General features: G+C 67.6%; 19 protein-coding genes. 16 read left to right on the forward strand and 3 right to left on the reverse strand.

Going from position 1 to position 18,335, the window contains the following annotated elements; translation table 11 throughout:
* Nucleotides 1-180: cytochrome c biogenesis protein CcsA (gene ccsA / locus DIE12_RS16570; protein ID WP_185500368.1), on the forward strand; the 180-nt coding region annotated here is incomplete at its 5' end.
* Nucleotides 181-315: 135 nt separating this feature from the next.
* Complete coding sequence (locus DIE12_RS16575) at nt 316-825, forward strand: DUF1269 domain-containing protein (RefSeq protein ID WP_124487624.1); 510 nt, start codon at nt 316-318, stop codon at nt 823-825.
* Between the two features lie 157 nt (nt 826-982).
* Here DIE12_RS16575 and DIE12_RS16580 read toward each other — a convergent pair whose 3' ends face one another.
* Nucleotides 983-1,621: a lytic transglycosylase domain-containing protein gene (locus DIE12_RS16580; RefSeq protein ID WP_124487504.1), complete on the reverse strand. Its 639-nt coding sequence runs from the start codon at nt 1,619-1,621 to the stop codon at nt 983-985.
* A gap of 533 nt (nt 1,622-2,154) precedes the next feature.
* Between DIE12_RS16580 and DIE12_RS16585 the strand changes: the two genes are divergently transcribed.
* Complete coding sequence (locus DIE12_RS16585) at nt 2,155-2,934, forward strand: response regulator transcription factor (RefSeq protein WP_044849151.1); 780 nt, start codon at nt 2,155-2,157, stop codon at nt 2,932-2,934.
* A 13-nt stretch (nt 2,935-2,947) separates the two neighbouring features.
* On the opposite strand, the gene DIE12_RS16590 is transcribed toward DIE12_RS16585, so the two are convergent.
* Entirely contained in the window at nt 2,948-4,066 is a 1,119-nt protein-coding gene (locus DIE12_RS16590) for an ATP-binding protein (protein ID WP_124487505.1), read from the reverse strand.
* A 649-nt stretch (nt 4,067-4,715) separates the two neighbouring features.
* Here DIE12_RS16590 and DIE12_RS16595 point away from each other — a divergent pair.
* From DIE12_RS16595 to DIE12_RS16655, 13 genes are all read left to right on the forward strand, one after another.
* On the forward strand, nt 4,716-5,372 hold the full coding sequence (locus tag DIE12_RS16595) for an SCO family protein (RefSeq protein WP_409333455.1): 657 nt from the start codon (nt 4,716-4,718) through the stop codon (nt 5,370-5,372).
* A gap of 14 nt (nt 5,373-5,386) precedes the next feature.
* Nucleotides 5,387-6,061 carry a response regulator transcription factor gene (locus tag DIE12_RS16600; RefSeq protein ID WP_124487506.1) on the forward strand — a complete coding sequence of 225 codons (675 nt, stop codon included), beginning with the start codon at nt 5,387-5,389 and terminating at the stop codon, nt 6,059-6,061.
* Between the two features lie 216 nt (nt 6,062-6,277).
* Nucleotides 6,278-6,694: a type II secretion system major pseudopilin GspG gene (gene gspG, locus DIE12_RS16605; protein WP_257776050.1), complete on the forward strand. Its 417-nt coding sequence runs from the start codon at nt 6,278-6,280 to the stop codon at nt 6,692-6,694.
* Between the two features lie 56 nt (nt 6,695-6,750).
* Nucleotides 6,751-7,953, forward strand: a complete 1,203-nt coding sequence (locus tag DIE12_RS16610; protein ID WP_124487507.1) for a type II secretion system F family protein — start codon at nt 6,751-6,753, stop codon at nt 7,951-7,953.
* A gap of 17 nt (nt 7,954-7,970) precedes the next feature.
* A complete protein-coding gene (locus tag DIE12_RS16615) occupies nt 7,971-9,689 on the forward strand; it encodes a GspE/PulE family protein (protein ID WP_124487508.1) in 1,719 nt (572 codons plus the stop codon).
* Nucleotides 9,670-10,545, forward strand: coding sequence for a hypothetical protein (locus tag DIE12_RS16620; RefSeq protein ID WP_124487509.1), 876 nt, complete (start codon nt 9,670-9,672; stop codon nt 10,543-10,545). The genes DIE12_RS16615 and DIE12_RS16620 overlap by 20 nt, the downstream gene beginning before the upstream one ends.
* Nucleotides 10,542-11,072 (forward strand): hypothetical protein, encoded by a 531-nt coding sequence (locus tag DIE12_RS16625; protein WP_124487510.1) that lies wholly within the window; start codon nt 10,542-10,544, stop codon nt 11,070-11,072. Before DIE12_RS16620 ends, DIE12_RS16625 begins: the two co-directional genes overlap by 4 nt.
* Nucleotides 11,069-11,635, forward strand: a complete 567-nt coding sequence (locus DIE12_RS16630) for a hypothetical protein (RefSeq protein WP_124487511.1) — start codon at nt 11,069-11,071, stop codon at nt 11,633-11,635. Before DIE12_RS16625 ends, DIE12_RS16630 begins: the two co-directional genes overlap by 4 nt.
* On the forward strand, nt 11,632-12,267 hold the full coding sequence (locus tag DIE12_RS16635) for a hypothetical protein (protein ID WP_124487512.1): 636 nt from the start codon (nt 11,632-11,634) through the stop codon (nt 12,265-12,267). Before DIE12_RS16630 ends, DIE12_RS16635 begins: the two co-directional genes overlap by 4 nt.
* Nucleotides 12,268-14,610 (forward strand): type IV pilus secretin PilQ, encoded by a 2,343-nt coding sequence (locus tag DIE12_RS16640; protein WP_124487513.1) that lies wholly within the window; start codon nt 12,268-12,270, stop codon nt 14,608-14,610. It abuts the gene before it with no gap.
* A gap of 3 nt (nt 14,611-14,613) precedes the next feature.
* Nucleotides 14,614-15,147 carry a type II secretion system protein gene (locus tag DIE12_RS16645; RefSeq protein WP_124487514.1) on the forward strand — a complete coding sequence of 178 codons (534 nt, stop codon included), beginning with the start codon at nt 14,614-14,616 and terminating at the stop codon, nt 15,145-15,147.
* Nucleotides 15,148-15,156: 9 nt separating this feature from the next.
* A complete protein-coding gene (locus DIE12_RS16650; RefSeq protein ID WP_124487515.1) occupies nt 15,157-15,573 on the forward strand; it encodes a type IV pilin protein in 417 nt (138 codons plus the stop codon).
* Nucleotides 15,570-16,184 carry a type II secretion system protein gene (locus DIE12_RS16655; RefSeq protein ID WP_082088716.1) on the forward strand — a complete coding sequence of 205 codons (615 nt, stop codon included), beginning with the start codon at nt 15,570-15,572 and terminating at the stop codon, nt 16,182-16,184. The genes DIE12_RS16650 and DIE12_RS16655 overlap by 4 nt, the downstream gene beginning before the upstream one ends.
* A gap of 160 nt (nt 16,185-16,344) precedes the next feature.
* Here DIE12_RS16655 and DIE12_RS16660 read toward each other — a convergent pair whose 3' ends face one another.
* Nucleotides 16,345-18,303 (reverse strand): PhoX family phosphatase, encoded by a 1,959-nt coding sequence (locus DIE12_RS16660; protein WP_124487516.1) that lies wholly within the window; start codon nt 18,301-18,303, stop codon nt 16,345-16,347.
* Nucleotides 18,304-18,335 lie beyond the last annotated feature (32 nt).

An 18,335-nucleotide genomic window follows, 5' to 3' on the forward strand; every position in this document is an offset into this window, starting at 1 on the left:
GAAACCTGGGCGCTGATCGTGTGGCTCAACTACGCGGCCTGGCTGCACATGCGCCTGATGAAGGGCCTGCGCGGCGCGGTTGCCGCTTGGTGGGCGCTCACCGGCCTGAGCGTGACGACATTCGCATTCCTCGGCGTCAACATGTTCCTGTCGGGGCTGCACAGCTACGGGCAACTCTGAAGCATGCTGGGCGTTTCCTACCGTGTTCTACCCATGCACTTCGGCGAGCATTACCCCTACCCGCCGCGGGCGTGCCGGACCAGAATGTCCGAACGAGCATCGCCGCATTCCGGATGCGACGCAGGAGGAGCTGCCATGAGACGCGTCTATTTTCTGTTGCCGACGGCGCAATGCGCGCGGTCGATCGTCGGCGAGCTGCTGTCGCTGCGAATCGAGTGGCGACATATCCATTGCCTCGCGAATCACGATGTCTGGCGCGACGACTTGCCGGAAGCCACGCTGGTGCAACGCAGCGACCTGCTGCCGTCGCTCGCGCGCGGCACCGCGGTCGGCTCCGCGACCGGCATGCTGATGGGGCTGATCCTGATGCTGGTCCAGCCCGCGGGTTTGCCGATCGGCGGCGGCATCGTCGTGGCGATCACGCTGTTCGGCGCGGCCTTCGGCGCATGGGTGGCGACGATGATCGGCATCGACATGCCGAGCACGCGCCTGAAGCGTTTCGAGGAGGGCATCGAGCATGGCGAGCTGCTGATGATGATCGACGTGCCGACCGACCGCGTTCGCGAGATCGAAGACGCGATCAGGCTTCACCATAGGGATGCGCATCTGCAGGGAGAGGATCCGACTGTCCCGGCATTTCCATGAGTGGCGGGGCGGGCCGAATGCCGGCCGCTACGGCGCTACCCGTTGCCGGACGCCATCGCTTCATGGCGCCCGGCAACGCGCCGTGCGCGCGATGCCGGCAGCATTGCCGCGCGCAGGCTGCCGCGGGTCGCGCGTGTTTCGCGTTTTTCCGCGTTTTTCAATTCGCGGCGAGCAGCCGCTTGTAGCGCGCGAGCACGCGCGGCACGTACTCGCGCGTCTGCGGCATCGCCGGGATGCGATACCCGGCCCGAATCACCGCATTCTCTCCGGCGTTGTACGCAGCGAGCGTGAGCTCGACGTTTTCCTTGAACAGGTTGAGCAGGAAGCGCAGATACCGTGCGCCGGTCAGCACGTTGGCGCGCGGATCGAACATGTCGCCGCCCGAGAAGCGCCGGGCCGTTTCCGGCATCAGTTGCATGAGCCCGAGCGCGCCCTTGTCCGATACCGCCTTCGGGTTGTATCCCGATTCGACGTCGATCACGGCGCGAAGGAGTTCGGGCGGAACGTTGAACGACCGGCTCGCTTCGGCGATCACGTCCTCGAACGACGACGCGACGACGTGTTTCGGCGCGACACGCTTCGTCGTGGAAGCGGCCGGCCTGGCGGCTGGCCTCGCGGCCGCGACGATCACTTTCAGATTGACCGTGGTGGGCACGTTGGTCAGGACGATGACCCCGTTCTTCGCCACCATGCCGAATATCTGCGCGTGAGCGGCGCACGACCATGCCGAGCCGATTCCCGCGCATGCGGCGACGACGATGGTCTTTCGTAATCCGGACGAAGGTTGGCAGTGCATCTTTCAGGTCTCCTGCATCTGCATTTTCGCGGTCGGTTGATCGCATCGACAATGGGGCATCCTCCTACAATTCGATGCCGGCGGAGACGCTGCCGCGGTGGCGGTGCAAAACTGTTACACAAGGAATCACCGGTAGGATCCGGTAATCCGGCGAAGTTGACGATCCTTACGCGGAACAGTTGTTTTCTGCTCGATGCAACCGTGGTTGCAGAAGAAATCATTTCTCGCGCGGCGAAAGCGATCGGATAGTCCCGCCATCCGTAGTCTTACTGATGCGACGCACCACCCCGAAACGATTCACGCCTGAAACATTCCCGTCGTCGCACGACGTTTCCGCAGATGCATGCCCGGCGCGGGCGCTCGCGCGCGGCGCGGTGGCGCGATCCTTGCTCGGACGAGGAGCGTGGCCAATCGCTCGCGAGGCGGGCCACCAGACCGGACCGAGGAAATCATCAGAAAGGGCGTCCGGCACCGTGCAACCGAGGCATCGATGTCCAACGGGGGTGCAAGCGCGGGAACACTTGGGGGAAGTCGTGAATACTAAATATCGCGTGATAATTGCAGAAGATCACGATCTGCTGAGAAACGGGCTCCGGTCGATGCTTTGCGCACAAGGCGATTACGAAGTCGTCGGCGAAGCGCGGGACGGCAAGGAGGCATGCCATCAGGCAATGACGCTCGCGCCGGACCTGATCCTGATGGATCTGTCGATGCGCGGGATGAACGGCATCGATGCGAGCGCGACGATCAAGCGTCGAACGCCGTCCGTCCGGATCGTCGCGCTCACGGTGCACCAGAGCGAAGAGTATGTGCGCGAGGCGCTGCGCGCGGGTGTCGACGGCTACGTGCTCAAGGACGTTTCGTTCGACGAATTGCTGCTCGCGATGCGCATGGTCATGCAGGGGAAGAAGCACCTGAGTGCCGACGTGTACGGCTACATGGTCGACTCGTTCGTCAGCGGTCGCGAAATGCCCGCGCCGAAAAAGGCGTGGGACATCCTGACCGCACGCGAACGCAGCGTGCTGAAACTGATCGCGGAAGGACGCACCAACCGGCAGGTCGGTCAGTACCTGAACCTGAGCCCGAAGACGATCGAGAAGTACCGGGCGAGCATGATGCACAAGCTCCATCTCGCGAATCTGACGGAGCTGGTGCTCGTCGCGATGAACATGGGTCTGTTGACGACACTCGCGGCGAAATGCGCGGAGCCGAACGTGGACGAGGTGTCGACGCACGCAGTCGCCGACGGCGTGCAGGCGGCAGGCGCCGTCGCGCGGCTGGACGACTATCCGGCGGGCGGCGTGAAGGGCTGAGCGCGGCTGCGCGTCAGAGCGGCCAGGTTGCCGAGACGCGCGTGCCCGTCGCGGCGGACGACTGGATCGCAAACGTGCCGCCGTGCGCCTCGATGCGGTGCTGCATGCCGATCAGGCCGAGCCCGGCCGTGCGCGCGTCGTCCGTCGAAAGCGGGCGACGTTCGTAGCCGACGCCGTCGTCGTCGATCGTCAGCATCAGGCGGCCGGCATCGTGTTGCAGGCTGAGCACGATCTCGGTGGCCTGTGCATGCTTGACGATGTTGTGGAGTGCCTCCTGCGCGACTCTGAACGCGTCGGCCTTCAGATGATCCGGTATGTCGTCGTCGTCGACGTCGCAATTGAACTCCACCGACAGCGGGTCCGCGTCGCGCTCGATGCGCCGGCACAGCGAAGCGAGCGCGGCCGGCAGTCCGAGCTTGTCGAGTATCGGCGGCCTCAGTTCGCCGCAGATCTGGCGGACTTCGCCGATCGTCTCGCGAATGCGCAGCACGGCGTCGTCGAGCAGCGTCGTCGCGTCGGCGATCTCGCCGCGGCGAATGCGCATGAGCGCGTCCTCGTTCATCAGCTTGATGAGCGTCAGCGCCTGGCCGAGCCCGTCGTGCAATTCCGCGGCAAGCCGATGCCGTTCCTTCTGCTGGCCCATCAGGAGATAGGTGTTGCAGGCATGCACGCCCGCATCGTTCGCCGCGGCGCCGCGCCGTTCGGGCTCGGGCGTCGACGGTTCCTCGAACAGCGTCAGCGACAGGTGCGTGTCGGGAAGTGACTGCTGATGTACGACGAATCGCGCGGGATGGCCGCTTCGCCCGCTGAGCATTGCAGTGAACGAATGCTGCTGAAGGGCGGCGCTCGTGGACAGCTCGCCCGCCAGCTCGGCGTGGGCGTCGTCGGGCGCCAGGTCGGACAGATGCCGGCCGACGAGTTCGGCGGCCGTGTAGCCGAACACCGCCGCGGCACTGCGATTGACCGATACGAAGGTGCCGTCGTCGGCGAGAATGGCGAGCGCCGCTCCACGCGCATCGGTGACGACAGCACTGCGGCGATCATCGGGACGCACCGCGCTGCGCAGCTTGCGCATCGCATCGATCAGATCGAGCAGCCTGATCCGTGGTCCTTCCGGCTGGCGTTCAGTCATGGTATCTCCCGAAGCGCAGTTTTCAGGAAACCGTAAGGTTTCGATCATTCTAGGACGTGACCGACTCGGCCCGCAACATGGGGATTTCGCGCGTAAGTCTTGGGGAAATACCTTCCGTATGCAACGGGAAATCCCGCCAAGCGGGCATGTCCTACCGGCCTTTGGGGGGCGTCATCCCATGACGCTCGCGACCGGATTCATGACACTTCAGTGGCGGGGCACGGAATTGTCCGCTGCCTGGGCGCGTCTCAGGGAGGCTGGTATGAACAGGATCGGAAGATCGACGATGGGCGCACTCGTGGTCGCGGGCGTTGCGCTTGCCGCGACGCCCGCGTGGTGTGCGCCCGATGGCAGCGCGATCGAGAACGCCGGCGGTGCGGCCGCGGAAAACGCTGCCGCGAGCACGAGCGTCACGGAGAATGGTGCGCCGGATGCCGTCGAGAGCATGACGGGAATGACCATGCAGAACGGTGGCGAAGATCCAGCCGGAAACACCGCCGACAGCGCGGCGACGCACGCCGCGGAGCACGCGATGGAGCCCGCCACCGAACCCGCGATGCAGCCCGCCGCAGGGCATGCGATGGAGCCGGCCAACGAGCCCGCGATGCAGCCCGCCGCGGAGCAGGCGACGGAGCCCGCTACCGAGCCCATGACGCAGCCCGCCGCGGCGCCCGCCAACGATAGCCCCGCCGCGCCCGCACCCGCCGCAAAACCGGCGGACAAGGCCGCCTCGCAGATGACCGACGGCGCGACCGGAGCCGCCGGCATGCACATGCATCATCACGCCGTGATGCCCGGCACCGTGCACACGATGGTCCAGTATGCCGAGCCGTCGGTCCAGCTCGTGCGCGACGACGGCCGGACCGTCTCGCTGGCCAAGGAACTGGACGACGGCCGGCCGGTGATCCTGACATTCATCTACACCAGTTGCACGACCATCTGCCCGATGATCAGCCAGACGCTCGAGCAGCTGCAGGGCGAACTCGGCGCCGACCGCGACAAGGTGCACATCATGTCGATCTCGATCGATCCGGAGGCGGACACGCCCGAGCGGCTCAGGACCTACGCGGCACGCTTCGAAGCCGGCCCCGAATGGCAGCACTACACCGGTACCGTCGATGCGAGCGTCGCCGCGCAACGCGCGTTCAACGTGTATCGCGGCGACAAGATGAACCACACGCCGGTGACGTTCGTGCGGGCCGCGCCGGGCCAGCCGTGGCTGCGTATCGACGGCTTCGCGACGCCGACCGAGCTGCTCGCGGCCTATCGCGACGTCGTCGCGTCCAACCAGGTATCGCGTCTCTGAAAGGAGCGTCGAAATTGGACAACAAGCACCGTGTGCTGATCGTCGAGGATCAGCATCTGTTGCGGGTCGGCCTGAGTCACCTGGTATCCGAGCTGGCCGACTACTGCATCGTCGGCGCGGCGAGCGGCGGGGTCGAGGCCTGCCGTCTCGCCGAGAAGACGCGGCCCGACCTGATCCTGATGGATCTGTCCATGCCGGGCGGCAGCGGCTTCGAAGCGATCGCGACGATCAAGCGCGACGTGCCGCATGCGCGGATCATCGTCCTCACGGTTCATCGCAGCGAAGACAACGTCAGGGAAGCGTTTGCCGCCGGCGCGGACGGCTACGTGGTCAAGGATTCGCCGTTCGCCGACCTGGTGCGCGAGATGCGCTTCGTGATGCAGGGCAAGTGCGTCGTCAGCCTCGACGCCTATCGCGCCCGCGCCGGCCTGCGCGGGCTGCACGACGCGAACGCGCACCGGGCGCGATTGTGGAATGCGCTGACGAATCGCGAGCGCACGGTGTTGCGCCTCGTCGTCGAGGGGCACACGAGCCGGCAGGTCGGCGAGTGCCTGAAGGTCAGTCCGAAAACGGTGGACAAGCACCGCGCCAATCTCATGCGCAAGCTCGGCGTCGTGAACCTGACCGGCCTCGTTCACTTCGCGATCGACGTCGGCGTGCTCGCGCTGAACGACGACGACCGTGTGTAAATCCCCTCCATTCGGGCAGGGCCCAACAGGGGGGGATTTACCCATGGGGATGGACGGCACTCCCTACTTCTGACCCGTACCGGCGTGAACAAGAATGCAATCAACGGCATCGGCGGCGCCGGTGCCGCGGGTCGATACAGGGAGGCAGCCGTGAGCCACGAATCGTTCTCGATCCCGGCCGACGGGCCGGGCCGGCGGCAGCGTGACGAGCGACGCGTGTGCCGCGCGTGTGCGAGTCGCGGCTTCACGCTGCTCGAGCTGCTCGTCGTGATGGTCATCATCGGATTGCTGGCAGGGCTCGTGGCGCCACGGTATTTCGAACAGGTCGGCAAGTCCAACGTCAAGATCGCGCGTGCGCAGATCGTGTCGCTCGGCCAGGCGCTGGATCAATACCGGCTCGACGTCGGTACCTATCCGACGACCGAGGAGGGGCTCGATGCGCTCGTGAACAAGCCGCAAAGCGCATCGCGGTGGAGCGGTCCCTATCTGCAGAAGGCCGTCCCGGTGGATCCGTGGGACCGGCCCTATCAGTATCGTTCACCGGGCGAACACGGCGACTACGACCTGTTCTCGCTCGGCAAGGACGGGCGCGGCGGCGGTACCGGCGAGAACGTGACGATCTCGTCGTGGTAGGGGCGCATGGCCGCGGTCGCGGCGCGCGTCGTGAGCAGCTCGCAAGGAGGCTCGACGTGAAATTCGTGCTGCATGTATTCGATACGAGCGGCTCGGTGCAGACGCTTCGCATCGACAGCGATTCGCCGGCGAACGCGGCCTCGCTCGCGCGTGCGCGCGGCCTTCGCGTCGTATCGGTCAGCACGGACGCCGGGCGGCAGCGGCGCGGCGCGAACCGGCTCGGCATGCCGCGTGCGCGGTTCGACGTCGACATGTTCGCGCGCGAGCTGGCGGCGCTGCTCGATGCGGGTGTCGGTCTCGTCGACGCGTTGCGCACGCTCGGTGGCAACGCGCGGCGCGAGGCGTCCGCGCAGGTGTGCCGCGACCTGCTGCGGCAGCTCGAGGAAGGGCAGTCGCTGTCGGCCGCGCTCGAGCATGCGAGCCCGATCTTTCCGCCGGTGCTGGTGGCCTGCGTGAAGGCGAGCGAGCAGACCGGCGGCCTGGCCGACAGCCTGACGCGCTATTCGCACAACAGCGCGACGCTGCGCGAGTTGCGCGCGCGGGTCGTGTCGGCGGCGATCTACCCGACGGTGCTGCTGTTCGTCGGTGCGGCCGTCGTGCTGTTCCTGCTCGGCTTCGTGGTGCCGCGCTTCGCGACGCTGCTCGAACACAGCGGACGCGAGCTGCCGCTGATGTCGCGGCTGCTGATGGCGTGGGGCGGCATGGTGCACGCGCACGGCACCGAGCTGGCCGGCGGCCTCGCGGTGCTGGCGGTGGCCGCCGGTGTCGCGCTGCGGCGGCCGGCGCTGCGCATCTGGCTCGCGGATCGGCTGCTGGCGCTGCCCGGCATCGGGCAACACTTCCGCGTGTTTCGCCAGTCGCAGTTCTATCGCACGACGGCGATGCTGGTCGACGGCGGCATTCCCGCCATTCGCGCGTTCGATCTCGCACGCGGCCTCGTCGGCCGCGCGGACCAGGCCGCGCTGGCGCGCGCGCTGCAGCAGGTCCGCAACGGCGCGAAGATGTCCGACGCGTTCCAGCAGGCCGGTCTCGCGAATGCGATCGGCTACCGGCTGCTGACGGTGGCCGAGAAGACCGGCGGGCTCGGGCCCGTCCTCGACCGGATCGCCGCGTTTCAGGAAGCGCAGGTGTCGCGCACGATCGACCTGATTTCGCGGCTGATCGAACCCATGATGATGATCGTGATCGGCGTGGTGATCGGCGGCATCGTCGTGTTGATGTACATGCCGATCTTCGAGATCGCGTCGAGCATTCAGTAGCCGCCCCGGAGACGCGCGTGGACACCCTCACATCCTCCCCCGACAACCCGCCCGACGCGGACGCCGAACTGCGCGACCTGCTGCGCACGCTCGGCGAGCGGCACGGTTCGGGCCTGCGCGCGCTCGAGGCCTTGACGGCGCAGACGGCGCTGGGCGCGGACGAGATGCGCGAGCGGCTCGCGTCGCAATTCCGGATGAAGCCGATCGGCATGCGCGAACTGAACCGCCTGGAGCCGGATTTCGAGCTGGTGCCGTTCGTCGAGGCAACCGCGCGGCTTTGCGTGTGCCTGCGCGATCCCGACTGCGGCGCGCTGCTGTTCGCGATCGCCGATCCGCTCGATGCCCGCACGCGCGGCTGGATCGAGCACCGGATGCGTGCGCACCCGGCGCTGCCGTACGGATGGGCGCTCGCGAGCGCGGGCGACCTGGGCGCCTATCTCGCCGTGCGGGAGAAGGACATCCGCGCGATGGATTCGCTCGCGTTCGACGATCCGATCCAGAGTGCGCCCGATCCGGCGTCGCTCGCGTTGACGCTGCAGGGCATCAGCAGCGACGACAGCCCGGTGGTGCGTCTGCTCAATTCGACGATCTACGACGCGCTCAAGATGCTGGCGAGCGACATCCACCTCGAATGCCGGGCGAACGGCTTGATGATCAAGTGCCGGGTCGATGGCGTGCTGACGGTGGTGGGGCGCGTCGAGGGCCGCGACGTCGCGGACCAGGTGCTGTCGCGCGTGAAGGTGATCTCCGAGCTCGATATCGCGGAGCGCCGCATTCCGCAGGACGGGCGCTTCAAGGCGATGTACGCTGGACGCGAGATCGATTTTCGCGTATCGATCATGCCGAACCAGTTCGGCGAGGACGCGGTGTTGCGGATTCTCGACCGCTACCAGCTGTCCCAGGCGTCGGGCGGCCTGACGCTCGAGGCGCTGGGGTTCCAGCCCGCCGACACGCGCTTCATGCGGTCGGTCGCGTCGATGCCGTACGGGATGCTGCTCGTCACGGGCCCGACCGGCAGCGGCAAGACCACGACGCTTTATGCAATCCTCACCGAAATCAACAACGGGCTCGAGAAGATCGTGACGATCGAGGATCCGGTCGAATACCAGCTCGGCGAGATCCTGCAGATACCGGTCAACGAGGCGAAGGGCCTGACGTTCGCGCGCGGCTTGCGGTCGATCCTGCGGCACGATCCGGACAAGATCATGGTCGGCGAAATCCGCGATCCCGAAACCGCGCAGATCGCCGTGCAGGCCGCGCTGACCGGTCACCAGGTGTTCACCACCGTGCATGCGAACAACGTGTTCGACGTGATCGGCCGTTTCACGAACATGGAGGTCGATCCGTACAGCTTCGTATCGGCGCTGAACGGCGTGATCGCGCAGCGGCTGCTGCGCCAGTGCTGTCCGGACTGCCTGGACGAGGACACGGTCGACGCGGACGTGCTCGCCCGCTCGGGCATCGACCCGGACACGGCCGGCAGCTACCTGTTTCGCCGCGGCACCGGGTGCGCGATGTGCCGCGGCAGCGGCTATCGCGGCCGGCGAGCGATCGCGGAAGCGCTGCGCATGAACGACGAATTGCGGCAACTGCTGTCGGAGCGCGCGCCGCTCGGGCACATCAAGGCGGCGGCGCTGCGCTACGGCATGACGACGTTGCGCGCATCGGCGATCGACCTGGTGAGGCGCGGCGAAACGACGCTCGAGGAGATCAATCGTGTCACCATGGTCGAATGATCGGCTCGCGATCGGCGTCGGCACGCGCGAGATCGTCGTCGGCGTCCGCCCGCGCGCACTGTGGCGGCCGGGCCGGCGCGGGTTCGCCGCCGATCCGCTCAGCGTCGTCATCCCCGACGAACGGTTCGGAAGCGAGACGGGGGTGCTCGACGCGCTGGCTGCCGCGCTGGCCGCGACGGCCACGACAGCCGGCAGCGACGGCAACGCGAAGCGGTCGCCCGCGCGCGGCGCGCACATCGTGCTCGACGATTTCTGGTGTTGCCATGCGATCCTGCGCGGCGACTTCCGCGCGCTGCACGCGCGCGAGCTCGAGGACATCGCGCTCGCGCATTTCTCCGACACCTACGGGGTCGCCGCCGAGTCGCTGGTCACGCGCTTCGACGTGCGGCGCGGTGGCCGTGTGCTCTTTGCCAGCGCGCTGCCGCGCACGCTGTACGACGGCATTCTCGGGACGGGCGCAGCCGGCGACGTCCGCATCCGCTGCCTGCGCGCGGGGCTTCCGGAGACGCTCGATCGGGTCGCGGTGAAGCCGGACGGCGACGCGATGCTGCTCGTCGTCGGCGAGGCGTTGCTGCAGGCGGTCATGATCGAGCGCGGCGAGTGGACCGCGTACGACGCGCAGCGCCTCTTTCCGGGCGAGTCCGGCGATGCGTCGAGGCTCGCCGAACTCGCCGAGCAGCTGTTCGAACGCTCGGCGACGCGCACGGGCCTGACGCGCGACGACTGCAAGGTCTATCTGTGCGGCGTCGACACGGATGCCGCGCCGTTCGAGGCGCGTTTTGCCGCGGCCGTGCTGCCGGGCCGCGCGGCGCTCGACGGTTCACCTGCGCGCCGGTTGCTGGAGTACGCATCATGAGCCGCACGCTCGACATCGATTTTTGCCGGCGCCGCGCCCGTATCGGCGTAAGCGGCGCGATCCTGCTCGGCGTCGCCGCGCTGCTGTGGGGCGCGTGCGCCGTCCGGCTCTGGCACGCGTATGCGGAGAACGATCGCATCCGGGATGCGCTGGCGGTCGTCCAGCATCGCACGTTCGCGCAGCAACACGTCGTGAAGCCGCCGCCGAGCGCGGCCGCGCGGCTCGCGGAAAAGCAGAGCCAGGCCGTGCTGCGCGAACTGACCGTGCCGTGGCAGACGCTCTTCTCGATCGTCGAAGACTATCCGGGCCATGACGTCGCACTGATCGGCATCGACCAGAACCCGGCACAGGGCCAGATTCGCATCACGGCCGAAGCGAAGGACCCGGACGCGATGATCGCGTACCTGAAGTACTTGCAGACGAGCGACGTGCTGCGCGAGGCGACGCTCAACGGCCACCTCGTCGAGGAGAACGTGGCGGGAAAGCCGGTGCGTTTCCAGATCACGGCCGTCTGGAGGAAATCATGAAAGCCGATCGTTTCGCGGACCGCCTGCTCACGCTTCGGTTCGCGTGGCGCCGTGCATTCGGCCTGCCGGGGCTCGCCGGGATCCTGATGCTCGGTGCCGCGGGCATCACGTATGCGGCGCTCGCCGGCGTGGAGGCCGACACGCGCGCGATGCAGGCGCCGGCGGGCGTCGTGCGCGCCGCACGCGGCCATCGTCCGGCCGACGTGCGCGGCACGGCGGCGGACGCGACGACGCTCGACACGTTGCCGGCGCTCTTTCCGCGCTTTTCGCAAAGCGCGGACGACATCGCGTCGATCTTCGAGCAGGCGCGCGACAGCCATCTGGCGCTCGGCTCCGCCGAGTACCAGATGACGACCGAGTCGGGGGCGCGCTTCACGCGCTACCAGGTGCTGCTGCCCGTGAAGGATCAGTACGGCGCGATCCGGCATTTTCTCGCGTCGGTGCTGAACCACGTGCCGAACGCGGCGCTGCAGGAAATCCACGTCGAGCGTCCGGCGGTGGGCAGCAGCATTCTCGACGCGCGGGTTCGTTTCGAACTCGTCTATCGGAGCGCCCAGCCATGATCTCCGCCGTCATGAAACCCGCGTCGCGCAATCGACTCGTGCTCGTGCTGGGCTGCCTCGTCGTCGCCGGTACCGGATATCGCGTGCTGGTGGCGGCGATGCAGCAGCCGGCTCCGGCCGCTGCAAGCGGCATCGTCCATCGCGACGGTGCGCGCGTGGCGCCGGCGCCGGCACGCGCACGCGCAGGCCTTGCGGCGGCTTCGCATGCCGCGGCGCCTGCGCCCGCGTCGTTGCCCGCGGCGCATGACGTACCCGCGCCGCATGACGCGGCGGCGGCCGCGCGGGAACAGCTCGCCGCATTGCGTGCGCCCGTGTCCGTCGAAGCTGCGCATGATCCCTTCACGGCGTCGTCATGGCTGCCGCCGCCGCCCGTCGAGCCGCCGCCGCCCGAAACGCGTCCGGCGCCGCCGACCGCGCCGCCGGTGCCGTTCATCTATCTCGGCCAGCAGGATGCCAAGTCGGCGAAGCCGCAAGTGTTTCTCGGCAACGGAGACCAGTTGCTGATCGTTTCGCCGGGCGATGTGATCGACAGCCAGTATCGCGTCGAGTCGGTGTCCGAGTCGAACGTGGTGCTCACCTATCTGCCGCTGAACCAGATCCAGATGGTGCCCATTTCAGTGGAAGGAAAGTAAATGGAAACCGTACTGACACGGGATGTGCGCCGCAACGGGGACGGCGGCCCGTCGACACGCCTTTGCGCCGTCACCCCGGCCGGTGCGCGACCCGCACCGGCGCCCCGCTGCGCGACGCAACGCGCGCTGGCGATCGCCGTGGCGCTGCTCGCATGCGGTGGTTGCGCGCATGTGCCGAACCTTCAGGACGATCCGACCAACGCGCAGGTGAAGATCGACGCCTTGCACGAGCGCAACGACGCGGTCGGCCAGCTGCTCGACAACGCGGACGCGTTTCGTCAGCAGAACGAATTCGACGACGCGGCGCGCTCCGTCTACATGGCGAAGCAGCTCGATCCGACCAGCGAGCGCGCGCGCCGGATCGGCGCGATGATCGACCAGGACCGCAAGCATCTCGCGATCCTGCAGGAAGCGGACCGCATGATGAAGCGCGGTTCGTACGCGCAGGCCGCCGAACGCGTGCATCGCGTGCTGGTCGAGGATCCGGCCAATGCGATGGCGATGCGGATGCAGGCGGAACTCGACGAAAAGCGCCGCCAGCAACACGCGGACCGCGACGACAAGCTCGCGGCGTCGTCGATCATGCGCACGCCGGTATCGCTGCAGTTCCGCGACGCGAACGTGCGGATGGTGTTCGAGGCCTTGTCGCGCACGTCCGGGCTGAACGTCATTTTCGATCGCGACGTGCGCGCCGACCTGAAGACGACGATCTTCGTGCAGAACGCGTCGCTGCAGGACACGGTCGACATGATCCTGTTGCAGAACCAGCTCGACAAGAAGCAGATGAATGCGAACACGCTGTTCATCTACCCGGCGACGCCGGCCAAGGAGCTCGAATACCAGGAGCTCAAGGTGCGCACGTTCCAGCTGTCGAACGTCGATGCGAAGCAGATCCAGTCGCTGCTGAAGAGCCTGCTGAAGGTGAAGGAGGCCGTGATCGACGAGCGCGCGAACTCGGTGACGATCCGCGGCACGCCGGACACGATCAAGGTCGCCGAGGAAATGATCACCGCCCAGGACTTGCCGGAGCCGGAGGTGATGCTCGAGGTCGAGGTGCTGGAGGTATCGCACGACCGGATATCGCAACTCGGCATCAACTGGCCCAACTCGTTTACGGTGTCGACGCCGAGCTCGGCCGATACCTGGGGCGTGCTGCATCATCTGCCGATCAATGCGCTGAACGTGAGCGGCCTGTCGGCCACCGCGGACTTCAAGCTGACCGATACCGACGCGAACCTGCTCGCGAGCCCGCGCATCCGTGCGCGCAACAAGGAGAAGGCGCGCATCATGATCGGCGACAAGGTGCCGGTGATTTCGAGCTCGAGCACGCCGAGCACCAGCGGCCCGTCATTTACGCAGATGATCCAGTACCTCGACGTGGGCATCAAGCTCGAGGTCGAGCCGCAGGTTTATCGCGACGGCGACGTCGGCATCAAGCTGAATCTCGAAGTCAGCAACATCACCAACACGATCTCGAGCGGCAACTCGCAGGGGCTGAGCTCGCTCGCGTATCAGATCGGCACGCGCAGCGCGTCGACCAGCCTGCGGCTTCGGGACGGCGAAACGCAGATCATGGGCGGCCTGATTTCGGACGAGGACCGCCGCAACGCGAACAAGGTGCCGGGTCTCGGCCAGTTGCCGGTGCTCGGTCGCCTGTTCTCGGATCACGGCGGCGATCACAAGAAGACCGAGATCGTGCTGCAGATCACGCCGCATATCGTCCGGCCGCAGGTTGCGGCGGATGCGGACACGCAGGAAGTGTGGTCGGGCACCGACGTCAACGTGCATGCCGACCAGCTGCGACTCGACCCGGTGGCGCTGAATGCGGAGGCGCCCGCGGCGACGGACGCGAAGGCGCCGGCGGCGCCAGAGGCGAAGGCACCCGCGGCGCCGGAGGCGAAGGTCGTTCCGGGCAGCGTGGGCGGCGGGACGTCGGGCGGCGCGGCGCCGTCGCCGCTGGAGGCCGCGGCGAACCGTGCGCAGCCATCGCCGCAGAGCGGCGCGTTCGGGCAGCTGCCGGCCGCACCGCGCACGACGCCGCCGCCCGACCCGTACGGCGGGCGGTTCGCGCGGCCACAGCCGGCGTTGCCCGCGCCGGCCGCCGGGACCGCCGCGGCGGAGCAGCCGGCTGGCGGCGCGGCGCAGGCGGCCGCGCCGGCGGGCAATGAAGTGGCGCCCGCGCCGGGCACCACCGTGACGCCGGTTGCGTCGCCGGCACCGGCCGAGCAGGCGGCCGCGGCGGCCAATGCGCCGGCCGCCGCGCCGGCGTCGCCCGCTCCGACGCTGCAGATGCCGGCGGGCGATATCCCGAACGAAAACCCGCTTCGCCCGATCGGGAAGTGAGCCGTGAACGCCCGCCGCGCAGCGCCTCGCATTGGCCGAGTCGGCCGGCGCGGCTTCACGTTGATCGAGATGGTCATCACCCTCGCGCTCGTGTCGATCCTCGCGCTCGCGATCATGCCGTTCTCCGAACTGATCGTGCAGCGTCAGAAGGAGCAGGAACTGAGTGCCGCGTTGCGCGAGATTCGCACGGCGCTCGATGCGTACAAGGATGCGAGCGATGCGGGGCAGATCGAAAAGGAGGCGGAAGCGTCCGGCTATCCGCCGTCGCTGGCCGTGCTCGTGACGGGCGTGAAGAACGTCCGCGACCCGAAGGGCGGCATGATGACGTTCCTGCGCCGCGTGCCGCGCGATCCGTTCTTCGCCGGCGATCCCGATACGCCGGCCGAGGACACCTGGGATGTGCGCGCGTACGGCACGCCGCCGGACCCGTCGGCCGACGCGGCTCCTGCCGCCATGGAGCCCGGCAAGGACGTGTTCGACGTGACCTCGAAATCCGCTCGTGTCGGCATCAACGGCATTCCGTACAAACAATGGTGACGGTTCATCATGAAACCCGCTCGCATGCGCAGGATCCGCGGCTTTACGCTGATCGAAATCGTGGTCGTGATGGCCATCATCGGGCTGCTTCTGACCTTGGCCGTGCCGCGCTACATGCACAGCATCGAGCGCGGGAAGGAACAGGTGCGGCGGCAGAACCTCGCGGTGATGCGCAATGCGATCGACCAGTATTACGGTGACAACGGGCAATACCCCGACACGCTCGACGAGCTGGTCGCGAAGCACTACTTGCGGGCGGTTCCGGTCGATCCGGTGAACGGCGACGACAAATGGGCGACGATCGCATCGCCGGACGAGACCAAGCCGGGCGTCTACGACGTGGGGCCCGCGAGCGGTGTGCAAGGCGCGCCGCCGGGCGTGGCGGCAACGGCGGCAACGGCGGGCGTGGCCGGGGCGGTGAAATGAGCCGGTCCGGCCGGGCCGCGCGCGCGCGTGCGATGCATGCCCGCCTGCGCGGCGGGCGGCAGCGCGGGCTCGTGCTGCTCGCGCTGCTGATCGCGCTGATGCTGATGTCGATCGCGCTGGCCGGCGCGCTGGACGTCTGGTCGCTGCAGCGGCGCCGCGAACAGGAGCGGCAACTGCTGTTCGTCGGCGACCAGTACCGCAGGGCCATCGTCGCGTACTACCGTGTCGGGCGCGTATATCCGCAAACGGTCGACGACCTGCTGGACGATACGCGCTTTGCCACGCCCATGCATCATCTGCGCCGCGCATATCCGGATCCGGTCAGCGGCAAGAACGACTGGTCGTTCCTGTGGCGGGCCGACCGGTTCTACGGCGTATCCAGCAGCTCGGATGGCGCGCCGATCAAGCGTGCCGGATTTCCGGATCGATACAGGGACTTCGAGGGCCTCGAAACCTATCGGCAATGGAAGTTTCTTTACCTCGCACCGGGTATGGCCGCATCGGCTGACGAAGCGTCGCCGGCGGCGCCGGCGCGGCCGGCCAGTGCGCCGAGCCTGTCCGGTTTTCCGGGCGGCTCGCTGCCCGGACAGGTGCCGACGGGCCTGCGTTGACGCGGATTCGGCACCACGCGATACAGGCCGCACGCAAAAAAGCGCGACGCCCGCAACGGGCATCGCGCGTAAAACGGCGTGGAGCGCCGACGAATGAAACGTGATGAAGAAAGAGGCGCCCGGCCAGGGGCGCCCGGCCAGGGACGCCCGGTTAGGTGGCTCAGGCCTTCGCGAGCTTGATGCTGGTCGGCTCGGCGGTCAGGTAGCCGACGCTGGCACCGAAGCGGTCCTTGTAGTTCGCGCGCACGAGCGGGTCGAGCGTCGCCTTGACCTTGTCGTGCAGCGGCGTCTCCCAGTCGCCCACGTGCTGGAAGTTGCTCATCACGTAGGTCCAGCCGTTGATCTCGTCGACCGCGTGCAGGCCCGTCGATTCGGCGCCGGCCGGGCACGACAGCACGCGCGCGAGCGATTTCGTGTCGACGTTGTACGCCCACAGGAAGTTGTTCACGTGCATGCCCGAGTCTTCGCCGATGAACAGCGTGCGCAGCTTTTCGGAGAACTTCAGGTTGTCGGGGTTCGCGATCTTGTCCGGGTTCGCGAGGTTGCCGAGCGCATCGGCCGCGGCGAGGTCCTCGCCGACGAGCGCGGCCGGCGCGCTCATGTCGACCGGCACCCACTCGCTGTCGATCGCGTTGCCCGACTTGTCGCGCTGGCCGGCCTTCAGGTTCAGCGCATAGACGGCGCCCGCGGCGATCTTCTTGTCCACCGCGACGTCGCGCGACACCGCATTGCCGCTGACCATCGACGTCTCGATCCGCGACATCGCCGTGTAGACGATCTTGTCCTTCGCGTTGACCGTCGTGCCTTCGAGCTTCGTGAACGCCATGCTGCCGCCGATCAGCGCCGCGTAGCGGTGCGTCTCGAGGAACGCGGCCGCCTTTTCCATCCCGGGCTTCACGCGCATCCAGTTGAACTTGCCGCCGAAGTGGATCTTCGTGTAGCTCGCGTCGTTCGGGTCGGTCGTCGTCAGGTCCATGATGTCCGACGCCTTCAGCGTGTTCGCGAGCGTCTCGATCTCGCTGCTCGTCGCGTGTCCGATTTTGATCCACGTGAGCGTCGCGCTGCCCGCGCCGGCGGACGACGTCTGCGTCCACTTCGCGACGTACAGCGTGCCGGCCGACAGGTCGGCCGCCTTGTCGGCGACGAACATGAACAGGCCGCCGTTGGTGGCGTCGTCACCCATCATCACGGTGCGCTGGTCCGGCATCACCTGGATCAGCTCGTGCGAGATGCGGCCGAGGCAGTAGTGCTTCTTCACGGTGCCGGTGCCGTCCGGATTCACCGTGATCTCGGGCAGGTGGCCGTAGTGGTAGGGGTTCGCCTTCGTCTCGTCGCCGAACGTGTTCCGGCTGAATGCCTTGAACTGCGCGTCGGTCGCGGCCTTCGTCGCGTCCGGCTCGTATTCCTCGCTCGACAGGTGCGTGCCCCACGGCGACAGGCTCGCGCCGCACGTGATCCACAGGCCGTGCGCCTTCGACGTGTCGACGTTGTGATACTTGACGACCTTCAGCGCGCCGTTGGACGGATCCTGGTCGAGCGTGATCACCGCGATCGGCGACGGCAGCTGGCCGTACTGTGACGCGCTTGCCTGGTCGCGCGTCGTGTATTCGAACTGCACGACCGCGAAGACCGTGTTGCCCTTCACGCCGGCGACGCTGGCGTTCTTCAGCGTCAGCAGCGAGCTGCCGTCCGGGCAGTCCGAGTAGAACTGGCGCTCCTTGCCCGCCACCGAGCGGTCGATGATCGGCTGGTTGTTGATGTCGTAATAGCCGCCTGCGAGCGTCGTGCCGCCCTTGCCGTCCGGCACCATGTCGCCCGTCACGAAGAACGGCCGGTACGCGAGCTTGAAGTTGCGCGACGAGCCGTCCGAGAACGACACCGACAGCGTCGAGCCGACCGTCGTCGTGGCCATCGCGGCCGCGTTGTCGAGCGTGGGCGCGGCCATCGCCGAGAACGCCGCTGACGTGTACGCGGCGGCCGGCGTCGCCGCCACCGGGTTGTCGTCGCCGCCGCAGCCGGTCAGCAGGGCCGGCAGCGCGAGGCCGGAGAGGGGCAGCATGGGCGCGCCGGCGAGGATCTTCAGGGCCTGACGACGGGAAGCATTGGGCAACGCGGGCATGTGGAGTCCAGTTTCAGATATTGGAAGAATGG

The sequence above is a fragment of the Burkholderia sp. Bp9015 genome, from assembly GCF_003853505.1.
GTDB lineage: Bacteria > Pseudomonadota > Gammaproteobacteria > Burkholderiales > Burkholderiaceae > Burkholderia.